The sequence below is a fragment of the Olivibacter sp. SDN3 genome, from assembly GCF_014334135.1.
Lineage (GTDB): Bacteria > Bacteroidota > Bacteroidia > Sphingobacteriales > Sphingobacteriaceae > Olivibacter.
This window is the reverse complement of sequence record NZ_CP060497.1, coordinates 1,300,782-1,313,113: the sequence shown is the minus strand read 5'-3', so window position 1 is coordinate 1,313,113 and position 12,332 is coordinate 1,300,782. Positions and strand designations below refer to the sequence as shown.

Sequence of the window (12,332 nt, the reverse complement as noted above, 5' to 3'; positions counted from 1 at the left end):
TATGAATTTTGAACCACTTGTTTACGCATTGGGTTGGAGCTTGCTCCATTCCTTATGGCAGGGCGCTTTACTTTGCGGAATCGCCTATGTGTTGGTATCGGTATTCTATTTATCATCCAAGGAAAAGGCAAACTTATTGTTTACTTTGTTATGTTTGCTATTAGTGGGGTTTGTAGGAACTTTTTTGATGTACTTGCCCAATGAAAGGCCTATAGGTAAAGCAGAGGGAGCCATTATGCTATCTAATTACGATTATTCAGCAGTATTTACCGAAAAAAAGCATTGGCGATTGGAAGCTTTCTTTCCTCATGCTGCCGGTATTTACATCGTTGGTGTGATGTTTCAGTTGTTTGCACTATGTATTGGATATTTGCGAATCTCGCGGTTGAAAAATGGGGAGAGATATCCTGTTTCTATAGCATGGCAGGATATATTTTCGATTTTATGCCAAAAACTCCAAATCAAACGAAATATAGGATTCTACTTGTCGGATAAAGTACAGATTCCTACGGTAATCGGTTACTTTAAACCCGTGATACTTTTTCCGTTAGCAGCAGTAACAGCTTTGGACTTAAAGCAAGTGGAGAGTATCCTGATTCATGAAATTTCCCATATCCGTAGGAATGATTATATCCTAAATTTAGTTAAATGCCTGATAGAAGCTGTTCTCTTTTTCAATCCCTTTGTATGGATGCTTGGACGTCTGCTTGAAAAGGAGCGAGAGCATAGCTGTGACGATCAGGTACTGCAAATAACTGGAAATGCATTAACTTATGCGCAGGCATTGCTGGTATTGGAAAACATACGCTCCAGAAAACTTCCTGTTTTTGCCTTGGGAGCATTTAATAAAAAAGAATATTTACTTGAACGAATTAAAAGGATGACCATGATGAAAACGAATAATAATTTTCATATACGGCATAAACTTGCCGCGATGACATTTCTGCTTGCAGGAATTATAGGCCTGGCGTGGACAGGGCCGGTTAGTGACCCTGTAAAAGACACTGTTTTAAAAGTAGTAAAGGAACCTCGCCCACCTGTACCACCGGCACCTTCTGTAGCACCACCAACACCAGATACAGTTGCAAAAAAAAGTGATCCAAACAAAGCTGAAACCTTATTTACTTCCCCTGAGTGGAAGAAGCTGCAGTCAGAACTGTCTGCCAACGGGAAGGCCATAGGAGAAGAAGTTGCAGCAGTTATGCACGAACAATTTAATTCGGCGGAATGGAAAACCTTTATGAAGGAGGTTGGAGAGCATAGTCAAGCCATTGTCAAAGAAACCACTTTCGAGCTTTTTGACTCTCCGGAATGGAAAGAAACGATGCGTGAGGTACAGGAACATGCTCAGCAAATGGGTTTGTCTGCTTTGAACTATGATACAACCTATTTTGATTCCCCGGAGTGGAAGTTAAAAGAAAAGGAAATGGAGGAGCGAACTAAAAAGCTGGAAAACATGTCTAAACAGCTGGTAGAAAAGGTCAATTCCGATGAGATGAAGGCCAAGCGTGAAGCGCTGGAACGTAAAGCAGAAGAGCTTGCGCAAAATGCGGAGGCCCTTCAGCAAAAATTTGAAAGTCCGGAATTTAAAGCCAAGCAGGAAGCTTTACAACAAAAGGCAGAAGAGTTAACCAAAAAGGCGGAAATTCTTCAACATAAGGCAGAACGTATGCAAAAGGAGAAACAGTTAAAAGAATAGACAAAGAACAAGACCTAAGAATAGTTATCCTAATAAGTGCCTGGAAGGAGTCGGTGTTAATCTGACATTATGTTGAAATAGCTGTATTGTCTATACCGTTGGTATCTACTATCTTTGTATTCATTTAAGAAACGAAAATTAAACATTTATGTATCCAGAATATTTAGTAGAACCTATGCGTAAGGAATTGACTGCGGTAGGTTTTGAAGAACTGAAAACACCGGAAGAGGTGGATACGGCCATCAATTCTGAAGGAACCGTATTTGTGGTGGTTAACTCGGTATGTGGTTGCGCGGCGGCAAATGCACGTCCTGCTGCCCGTGTAGCTGTTCAAAACGAAAAACACCCGTCGAAAATAGTAACGGTATTTGCGGGTATGGAGAAAGACGCAGTAGATAAAGCACGTGGCTACATGTTGCCGTACCCTCCTTCTTCTCCGGCCATGGCTTTGTTTAAAGATGGAAAATTAGTGCATATGATCGAAAGGCACAATATTGAAGGAAGACCGGCGCAGATGATTGCCGATAACCTCATTGCTGCTTTTGACGAATATTGCTAGTGATTTAGACAATCATATCTTATTTTAAGGGCCTCCCGACAAAATCGGTGAGGCTTTTTAATGTGATAATATCACGTGAGGCGCCCTGACTTATAGATCCAGTTGCATGCGGATGGCTTCTTGATACCCTCGGCTGGATTTGAGTCGGCTTGCTTCAGGGTTTGCCATGACGAAGGTAAAAGAGCCGTTAAAACCTTTTCTTATTTCTTTAATGTAGTGACGGTTAATGATACTGCCTCTATGGATCCTCAAAAAATCATTAGGAAGCTTTTCTTCCAGCCGTTGAAGGGTATAGTCAGTCAAGTGTTTATTCCCTTTTGTGTCGTATAAGAAAACATATTTTTCTTCGGCTACTATAAAAACAATATCTGCGGTTTTTATAAAGATTATCCGATCGCCAACTTTAATACTGATGCTGCTGATTTCTTTCTTAGGTTTTATTAATGCCCCTTCGAGAAAACGTTGGATAATATCAAATGACGCATGCAGGTCTTGCTCTACACGAACGATGGTTTTACATAAGCGGTCTTTTTCGACCGGCTTCATGAGATAGTCTAACGCATTTTCTTCAAAAGCCTTTATGGCAAACTGATCATAAGCCGTGATAAAAACAACCGCAGGCTTCGTTTTCAATTGCCGAAGCATTTCAAAGCCGTTCATAGCAGGCATTTCAATATCTAAAAAGATAAGATCGGGGTGTAAACGTTCCATCAGTGCTAACGCATCTTTGCCATTAGAGGCCTCTGCTATGAGCGCAATTTTATCGCTGAAATCTTCTAATAAAGTCCGTAAACGCTTCCGGGCCAAAGGCTCGTCGTCAATTATGATGGTTTTTATCATTGCTTTATCGGAATTAGTATGCATATTTCTTTGGTAGGATGATTAACCAGCTGTATGGATGCTTCATCTCCATACAAGAGCGTTAACTTATCATAGGTGCTCTGCAAGCCATATCCTATATGGAGTTCCTCTGGAAAAGGTATGCCATTGTCTTCCAGTGCTATTTTTAAGCCTTTCTGATGTTCCAAAATTTTCAACGTTAACAAACCTCCGGTTACGCAATCTTTCAACCCATGTTTGATGGCATTTTCTACCATTGGTTGGAGTAGAAAACGTGGAACCTTATAATGCAGTACAGCGTCTTGTACTTCAAATGTAAACTTAATACGATTACCAAAACGAATTTTTTCGATCTGTAGATAATTGTCAACGATATCCAGCTCCTCACGTAAGGGAATTAGGTTTTCTTGGTTGCTGTTGATGCTATAACGAAATAACTTAGAAAGCTTAATGGTCATGGTTTCAGCCTGATCGGGATCTTCCTTAATCAATGTCGCAATGGAGTTGAGTGCATTGTATAGAAAATGAGGATTTATTTTGGCTTGCAAGGCATCCAATTCTACCTGAGTCTTCAGCTGCTTTAGCTTTAAGAGATCAAGCTCTTTTTCTTGAAGCATGGCCTTTTCTTGGGCTTTCCTATAATGGTATAGGTAGATCAGGCAACACAGTACAAGCACAATGATAGTATTATATAGGTATTCATTCCAATGAGGAAAACCGATGGGAAAATCATAGAGTAGATATAACAGAAGATGTGCTAATTCCAAACCAACAATCATACCCATACTGCATAGCAGAAAATATAAAGCAAAAGAAAGCCAGGGTCTATTTTGCCAATCGAGCATATACCGCTCCCCGATAAGATAACTATTGGTTATAGACAAGCAGATAGCACTACTAAACACAGCTCCTATGAATAAACTCCTTAGCTGCCATTCGCTAATTATAATGGATCGCACGATGAATATAATGCAAGCAAGAAAAAGACCCGTAAAAAAAAGTAATACGTTCAGTTTTAGCCACCGATTGGATGTTAGTGTCAGATTAGCCATGATGTATAAAGTTGAAGTTACACAATTTGTTTCTATCTTCTGCTTGCGAAAATGAGATCATTTACTTACAAGATAAAGCTATTTCAGATGAAAGGGAAGATATAATGGCCGAATGGTAGTAATAGGCGGATATTTAGACATCCTCATTTAATAAGTGCTCCAACTCCTCGTGGGTGATGTTCATATTTACATTACCCTGCTTGGCATAAGAAATTTCTCCGGTTTCTTCAGAAACGATAACTGCTACGGCATCACTCATTTCCGTAACACCTATGCCAGCTCGGTGGCGTAAACCAAAATGTAGGGGGAGGTCTTCACTATCTGATAGGGGAAGGATGCAGCTCGCAGTTTTTATACGGAAGTCTACAATAACCAGGGCCCCATCGTGTAAGGGACTGTGTTTTTGAAAAATGCTTTCCAGTAAACGTTTGGATATTTCTGCATCAATGAATTCTCCACTATTTTGATAGTATTCTTCATCAAAGAATTTGGAAAAAACGATAAGGGCCCCGGTATGTGATTTAGACATACTTCGGCAGGCATCGATGATGGGTTTCAGACGGGAGGTGTTATCTTTTTCAACTTCTCTTTTTCCTAAGAATAGTGTCCAAAGCCTTCTGTTCCTTCGGAAGGATATATTCTTACCTATATGAATGAGAAAGCGCCTGATCTCTTGTTGGAACACGACGATTAACGCGATGGACCCTACGCTAATAAAACCACCAAAAATTTCTGTTAGCAAGCGCATTTGCGACTGCTTAACTACGAGGTAGGCTAAATAAATAATAAATAACCCGATGAGGATGTTTACAGCGATCGTACCACGAATGAGGTTATATATATAATAGATGATAATAGCCACCAAAAAGATGTCTATAAAATCTAACAACCTAACATTGAAAAAGCTAAAATCAAAATCGCCCATAACTGTTGCAAGTTAATTATTTTTTGCAAGGGGTTAAAGAACCAAAACGATTTTAACGATTATTAACGCTCGCCATTATAATAATTGGCAATTCGCTGACGCAGTTGCCATTCGTATTGTGCCACCACCAGACCTATATTGGCTTGATCGTACTTGTTTTTTTGCTGGAGAAACTCCACAGAATTGATAGCTCCTGCTTCAAAACGTACTTGGGTTACACGAAACAACTCGTTATAGGCATCTACCTGTGCTTTTGTCTTTAGGTACTTTTCTTTCGCCGTGCGTAAATCGATTAACACTTGGGAGGTTTGCTGCTGAAGATTGTTCTGCGCGTTTTCCAGATCAATTGTAGACGTTCTAACGGCTATTTTCGCACGGGACACATCCTGTTTACGCGCAAAGCCATTTAAAATGGGAATGCTTAAGGTAAGGCCAACACCTCTACCGAGGTTATCTTGTATTTGCGTGAAGTAAGGGTCATGGTTGTTCCCGTTAGTAGTTTCGCTGTAATATCTACTGGCTAAATTGGCGCCTAGCGACAAAGTCGGAAAATATCGTGAACGAGATGCCCTAAGGCCATAGTCGGCACTTCGCTTGGAGAATTCCATCGCCTTTAGTATGCCGAGACTTTCGGCTGCCCGTTGATATAGTGTTTGTTCATCCAGCGAATCTGCATCGGTGCCGGGGATTTGCTTTATAGGCTCAAACGTTAATTGATCGGAATAGGGAATATTTAACAGTGCGGTCAAGGCAATGATATTTGTCCTTAACGTGTTTTCTGCCGTTAATACCGCAACTTCCTCGCCTGAAAGTTGTCCTTTAATATCGTAATAATCGCCGGGGGAGGTAGCACCGTCTTTCATCAAAATAGATAGACGTTCAACTTGCCTTGCCGTAACTTCGCGTTGCTGCTTACTCTGTTCCAGTACATCCTGAGCGGTAATAACCTGTAGATAAGCTAATATAACGTCCATAGTTAAATCATCTTTCACGCGTTGTTCTTCAGCTTGGAAAGCTTTGTGGCGAAAGGCTTGTTGGCGGATAGTGCGCAATTGATTCAATCCATTGAAGAGTACAACCGATGTGTTAAGGCTTTGTTGCCCAGCCGTAAAGCTGCTCACAATGTTCTCATTGGTAACAGGGTTCGTGTTTCTACCCGTATTAATTTCGTGACTTAATTGTCCATTTAAAGTAGGAAGTAAACGTGCTTTGGCCTCTTTTAAGTCGACATGGGCAAGCTCGCTGTTTGCAGAACTTATTTGCGCATTGGCATTGTTTTTCAGCGCCAGTTCGATACAGTCTTCCAAGTTAAAATGATGCTGCAGGGTGTCCTGACCAAAGGCTAGCAAGGGGAAAATATAGATGAAAATTAGGATGATATGCTTCCGTGCGTTCATGTAGAAATTGTTATGCCATAACAATACACAGTGCAAGCCAAACTCTTATGTAGTTTATTTACAGGAGGTTATTTAGGGTGTAATATGCTGTTCCGTTCGGAATCGTGCATGTGGTGTTCGGAATCGGACAGTTGGCCGTTATACACGAATCATTTCCGCTTGTTCCATATCAATTTCTTTCTCCCATTTAGAAATCAGCACGGTTGCTGCTGTATTACCTATGATATTGGTTAGAGCTCGGGCTTCGCTCATAAAACGGTCAATACCAAAGACCAAGGCAACAGACTCTACAGGAACGTGACCCACTAGCGGCAAAGTGGCCGCAAGGATGATGAATCCACTGCCCGTTACGCCAGCGGCTCCTTTGGAAGTGAGCAAGAGCACTAGCAGAAGGGTGAGCTGTTGGCCGAAATCCATATGCATGTTCAGTGCCTGTGCGATGAAAACAGCAGCCATCGTTAGGTAAATGGAGGTCCCGTCGAGATTAAAGGAGTAACCTGTGGGAATTACCAAACCTACAACTGGTTTGGAGCAGCCCACTTTTTCCAGCTTTTGCATAATGCCCGGTAACGCCGATTCAGATGAAGAAGTTCCCAATACGATAAGCAGTTCTTCCTTGATATATTTTAGAAGCTTCCAAACACTGAAGCCGTTCAGGTATAATACGAGTCCTACAATTAAGAATATAAAAATCAAACAAGTTAGGTAAAAGCAGATCATCAATAAACCAAGTTTAGATAGTGAACCTAGCCCGTATTTGCCAATAGTAAAACCCATCGCTCCCAGAGCACCTAATGGCGCTGCCCGCATGATAATCTTGATCACAGCAAAAAGGCCGTCGAGAAAGGATTGCATCACTTTGATTAAAGGCTGTGCTGCGTTGCCAATCTTGGATAAACCAAAGCCGAGCAGAAGGGCAAAAAAAAGTACCTGCAATAAATCGCCCTGAGCAAGAGCTCCGATCACATTATCGGGGATAATATGTAGTAAGAAATCTACTAAACTCTCCTGTTCTTTACTTTGCTCAATGAAGCTATTAACGCTCGAGCTATCGAGGGTCTTCGGATCGACGTCCATGCCGGTTCCAGGTTGCACTACGTTTACGATGAGCAGCCCGAGCAACAGCGCGATAGTGGTCATGATCTCAAAGTAAATGATGGCTTTCAATCCGACGGACCCGACTTTCTTAACATTTTGCATTCCCGCAATGCCCAATACCACGGTACAGAAAATCAGTGGAGCTATGATCATCTTTACCAGCTTGATAAAACCATCGCCCAGTGGTTTTAATTGCTGACCAAAAGCAGGGAAAAAATGACCTATAAAAATTCCTAATAGGATGGCAATAACTACCTGAAAGTATAAACTTCTGATCAGTTTACTCATATTGCTGGGTTAAAAATTCTAAGTTAGAAAAATATCCGGAATAGAAGTGGTTGTGTATTGTCTTGTAGACAAACATTTGCATCGATGGCTTTGTTGTTTGGTAAATAAAAGAATAGTAATGACTCTTTTAAGAAAAACCTCTTTCGCATACCGTCGTCTTTTTTTTATTGTATCAATGGTTATGGTTTTGTTATGGCCGGTGCCTTACCGGGCGCATGCGCAGGAACTAAAAACTGGGTTTGATAAGCAGGAGTATCTGGATATGCTGCGGATCGTTTCCAGTCTGGCAGATACGCTGAAACCCGGGCCAGATTATTTAGAGTCACCTGCGGGCTATTTAAGGGTTTACCGTTCTCCGGAATTGGGTCTGCGAAATAGATGGGACCTGTGGTTGCGCGAGGACACAAGTGCAATGGTTATTTCCATTCGTGGAACAGTCAATGATGGGGCAAGCTGGTTGGAAAATTTCTATAGTGTAATGTTGCCCGCTCAGGGAAGTATTCGGTTGAACGACTCAACCCTGTTTGACTATCACTTTGCAGATAATCAGCGGGCTACCGTACATGCCGGCTGGACCATTGGGATCGCTAGTATGGCTCCCGGTATAATCGAAAAGATAGAAGAGCAATACGAAAATAATGTTCGGAATATCTATGTGGTGGGGCATAGTCAGGGAGGAGCTCTGGCTTTTCTGCTAAATTCGCTGTTGCGGTACAAAATTAAACATGGAGAACTGCCTTCGGATCTTAAGATAAAAACCTATTGCAGTGCGGCGCCAAAACCTGGAAATCTGTATTATGCCTACGATTTCGATTTTATTAACCGAGGGGGCTGGGCCTTTACCGTGGTGAATGCGAGCGACTGGGTGCCTGAGACACCTTTTTCACTGCAAGCTTTGGATGATTTCAATCATTTGAACCCTTTTACTGATGCATACGCGGCAATTAACAAGCAAAAGTCGTTTTTGGTAAGGCTATACCTTAAACACGCTTACAAAAAACTGGATAGATCATCTAAGAAATCGCGCAAAAATTTTAAAAAATATCTTGGTAAAGACTTGTATAAACAGATCCATAAATTATTACCGGAAATGGAAGAACCAACTTATGCTGAAAGCATGAACTATATGCGTGCAGGAACACCTATTGTCCTTCAACCCGACGAAGAGTATTATAAATTGTATCCAGATACAGGGCATAATGTTTTTGTACACCATGCCCTTAAACCTTATGCTTATTTAGTAGAAAAGCAGTATTAAAACTAGATTACTACCTGTCCATCCAAAAGCTCAATAATGCGACTACCATATTCGGCATTTTTTTCGGAATGGGTAACCTGTATAATGGTAACACCATCTTCTTCATTCAACTGCTTGAAGAGGTTCATGATTTCTTCTCCTTGCTTGGAGTTAAGGTTGCCCGTGGGCTCGTCTGCCAGCAGGAGTTTTGGTTTAGTCGCCAGTGCTCGGGCGATCCCAACCAGTTGTTGCTGACCGCCGGAAAGCTGTGCTGGGAAAAGGTCCTTTTTACCCACAATGCCAAAGCGGTCGATCAGATCGGCTACGATCGCTTTTCGCTCACTTCCTTTTAAATTCTTATAAATCAAGGGGGTTTCGATATTTTCATAAACGGTAAGCTCATCGATCAGGTGGTAGGCCTGAAAAACAAAACCAATATGCTCTTTATAGAGGGTAGAGCGTTGCTTTTCCTTAAGGTGGAGCACTTCTTCTCCTTGGAAGAGATAACTTCCTTCATTGGGCTCATCCAGTAGACCTAGGATATGCAATAAGGTCGATTTTCCCGAACCTGAGGGACCCATAATGGAAACAAATTCTCCTTCATTAATAGTGAGATTGATATCTTTTAGTACAAAAGCTCTGGCACCTCCTACATTATACCATTTGAAAATATTGTTCAGCTGAATCATGTTTTTCTTTTGTGTTTTTTGTTTTACGAGTATAGTGTTTTTTTGTGGTTATTTTAGTATCAAAGTCGCATGCTGCGGGCCTTCAATGAAGTGTCCACGTCATATCATTCATTCCTCAATGTGTCTACGGGATTTACAATTGCTGCCTTAAAAGCTTGATAGCTTACGGTGATAAAAACTAATAGTAAAGTTAACGCGGCGCCGACTGCAAAAATCCACCAGGACAGTTCAATGCGATAAGCAAAGGTATCCAACCATTGGCTCGCTCCCCACCATGCTATTGGAGTTGCAATCAAGATAGCGATCGTCACCAATCTTATAAAAGGTTTGTTCAATAACAGCAAAATTTGGTGCGCATTTGCCCCGAGCACCTTGCGAATACCTACTTCTTTTTCACGAACGGTAATAGCATAGGCTGACATACTAAATAAGCCTATTAGCGCTACCAGCATGATTAAGATCGTAAAAGACATAAACGCTCGTTGTAATTGTTCCTGTTGAGCATATAAAGCGGCGTAGCGCTGATCAACAAAATCGTAATTAAAGAATTTGCCATCTAACGTATTGATGCTTGACCATTGTTTTTCCAAAGCGTTTAGGGCTGTACGGACCTTGTTGCCTTCCAGTTTCGCTAAAATTTCAGTTTTGAATGGGTGATTAGGATAGCTGCATTTCGTTTGAAGCGTATAGGCCGTAGGTTTGACTAATTGTTCAAAACCCAGCATTTTACTATCCTTCACTATTCCCACTATCTTGTAGCTCTGATCACATATGCGCATCGTCTCGCCCAATGGTTGTGCAACGCCCAAGCTTTTTGCGGCGCGTTCGTTAAGCACAATGGCGTGCGCGGTATCCGATTGGAATTGTGTTGAAAAGACTCTGCCTTCCACTACATCCATACCTAAAGTTTCGAAATATTCAAAATCTACCCCCAAATGGTTCAGTGCGTAAGATTTATCCTTAAAAGAAAATTCTTCGTCATTTGGTGCGATGCCACCCGGGATATTCGTGGTGATAGTTACGGATTGTACACCCGGGATAGCTTTCATTCGCTCCCGAACATTGGAGAATTGAGAAGACTCACTGAAGATCGCCAGATTCTTAATGTGAACAACGTGACTAGCATCAAATCCGCGATCACTTTCTTTCATAAATTGCGTTTGGCGGTTAATGATCAGCATGGTGCTGATAAAGACAAATGCAACAATAAATTGAAAGCCTAAAAGCACATTTCGTGAGGTCAGCGATTGCTGACCCTTATGTAAACTCCCTTTAATGATGAAGATAGGGCGGTAGCCTGATAATATAATAGCTGGATATAAGCCGGAGATGATTGTCGTTAGCAGTATTGCGCCACCGAGCTGATACCATACCGTGTGGTTGAAATCGAAAGATGACAAGTCATAGTGGAAAAAACGCGTCATCGTATTCCAGCTGAGTACGGTGAGGAAGCAAGCGATGCAAGCTGCTATTAAACATTGCACAAAAACTTCTATAAGGAATTGATAAGTAAGGCTTTTTCTACTGATACCGAATACCTTCTTGATGCCAATTTCCTTGGAGCGCCTTTGGGCCTGAACAAGCATAAGATTAGCGAAATTGATACAGGCCAATAATAAAATGACAGACGATAGTATCCCTAAGGCGAGGGTTATTTTATACCCAGTATCCGAGCCATTTTTAGGCTTTAAGTGTAGGTTTTTAAGTGGATCGAGGTAAATGGTGGATACCGCGCGAGAAGAATTAATGGTCTCTTGTTCGTTGGCAATGTTTTGTTGATAAAGCGCATTTATCTTCGTGCGTAAGGCGTCTATGTCGGTACCCTGCTTAACTACGATATAGGTTTGAAAAGCATTCATGCCCCCGTCGCGGTGTGCTTCACCAAGGTCATCTACAAAACCAATATAATCGTATTCAAGGTTAGACAGCGGTCTTTCCTTACTGATGCCAAAAACGTTTTCATAGATGCCGCTTTCCTCATTCATCAAAGCTAGTGGTTTCGCTGCAGAAAAAGCCGCTTGTTTTTCTTGAGGGAAAAGCTTTTTTCCGGCTTGGGGAGAAAGGATGCCCAGTTTTTTTTCTGTTGACTTACTAATAGATAAACCATCTACGCTTATTGCGAACATTTTCGCAATACTGCGGTCGGCTCCCAGCCAATTTTTAATATAGAATACGTCGTTATTGGAAATAAAAGGGACTTCAAATGGTGCCCTCCCAATGCGTCCCATCTCTTCTACCTCGGGTATTGTCGATTTTATGGCCGATCCAAGAGCAGCCGGTGTAAGATCGGTCGCTTTTCCCTGTTCCTCCAAGCCTACCAAGTAAATGTTTTCATAATTCTCATTCCAGGCATCATAGCTGTTTTCTCTGTTGATATATGCATAGGCTAATATAAACCCCGCAAAACCGATGGCCAAACCAAGAATGTTCAGCGAAGTGAACAGCTTGGTTTTCCAAGCTGCTCTCCAGGCGATCTTTAGGTTATTGGTGTTCATATTTTATTTTTCACAGGATTAAAACTTCTTGCTAAGTCTTAAAGTCAATTTCC

Annotated in this window: 10 protein-coding genes; 3 read left to right on the top strand and 7 right to left on the bottom strand. The window is 41.5% G+C overall.

The features are described from left to right. Position 1 precedes the first annotated feature (1 nt). Positions 2-1,699, top strand: a complete 1,698-nt coding sequence (locus H8S90_RS05210) for a M56 family metallopeptidase (RefSeq protein WP_187341525.1) — start codon at positions 2-4, stop codon at positions 1,697-1,699. Between the two features lie 148 nt (positions 1,700-1,847). Beyond that, positions 1,848-2,258, top strand: coding sequence for a BrxA/BrxB family bacilliredoxin (locus tag H8S90_RS05205; protein WP_187341524.1), 411 nt, complete (start codon positions 1,848-1,850; stop codon positions 2,256-2,258). 90 nt (positions 2,259-2,348) lie between these two features. On the opposite strand, the gene H8S90_RS05200 is transcribed toward H8S90_RS05205, so the two are convergent. The 5 genes from H8S90_RS05200 to H8S90_RS05180 all read right to left on the bottom strand — a co-directional run bounded on the left by H8S90_RS05200 (position 2,349) and on the right by H8S90_RS05180 (position 7,858). Beyond that, positions 2,349-3,098: a LytTR family DNA-binding domain-containing protein gene (locus tag H8S90_RS05200; protein WP_187341523.1), complete on the bottom strand. Its 750-nt coding sequence runs from the start codon at positions 3,096-3,098 to the stop codon at positions 2,349-2,351. After that, the gene (locus H8S90_RS05195) at positions 3,095-4,150 is read right to left on the bottom strand and encodes a sensor histidine kinase (RefSeq protein WP_187341522.1); all 1,056 of its coding nucleotides are present in this window, start codon (positions 4,148-4,150) and stop codon (positions 3,095-3,097) included. Before H8S90_RS05195 ends, H8S90_RS05200 begins: the two co-directional genes overlap by 4 nt. Positions 4,151-4,283: 133 nt before the next feature. Then, positions 4,284-5,075: a diadenylate cyclase CdaA gene (gene cdaA, locus H8S90_RS05190; protein ID WP_187341521.1), complete on the bottom strand. Its 792-nt coding sequence runs from the start codon at positions 5,073-5,075 to the stop codon at positions 4,284-4,286. Between the two features lie 62 nt (positions 5,076-5,137). Beyond that, positions 5,138-6,472: a TolC family protein gene (locus tag H8S90_RS05185; RefSeq protein ID WP_187341520.1), complete on the bottom strand. Its 1,335-nt coding sequence runs from the start codon at positions 6,470-6,472 to the stop codon at positions 5,138-5,140. 138 nt (positions 6,473-6,610) lie between these two features. Beyond that, on the bottom strand, positions 6,611-7,858 hold the full coding sequence (locus tag H8S90_RS05180) for a dicarboxylate/amino acid:cation symporter (protein WP_187341519.1): 1,248 nt from the start codon (positions 7,856-7,858) through the stop codon (positions 6,611-6,613). A gap of 118 nt (positions 7,859-7,976) precedes the next feature. Between H8S90_RS05180 and H8S90_RS05175 the strand changes: the two genes are divergently transcribed. Continuing rightward, positions 7,977-9,116, top strand: coding sequence for a lipase family protein (locus H8S90_RS05175; RefSeq protein WP_187341518.1), 1,140 nt, complete (start codon positions 7,977-7,979; stop codon positions 9,114-9,116). Positions 9,117-9,118: 2 nt separating this feature from the next. Here H8S90_RS05175 and H8S90_RS05170 read toward each other — a convergent pair whose 3' ends face one another. Together H8S90_RS05170 and H8S90_RS05165 are read right to left on the bottom strand one after the other, a co-directional pair. Then, entirely contained in the window at positions 9,119-9,784 is a 666-nt protein-coding gene (locus tag H8S90_RS05170) for an ABC transporter ATP-binding protein (protein WP_187341517.1), read from the bottom strand. Positions 9,785-9,888: 104 nt separating this feature from the next. Beyond that, complete coding sequence (locus H8S90_RS05165) at positions 9,889-12,279, bottom strand: FtsX-like permease family protein (RefSeq protein WP_187341516.1); 2,391 nt, start codon at positions 12,277-12,279, stop codon at positions 9,889-9,891. Between the last annotated feature and the right edge of the window lie 53 nt (positions 12,280-12,332).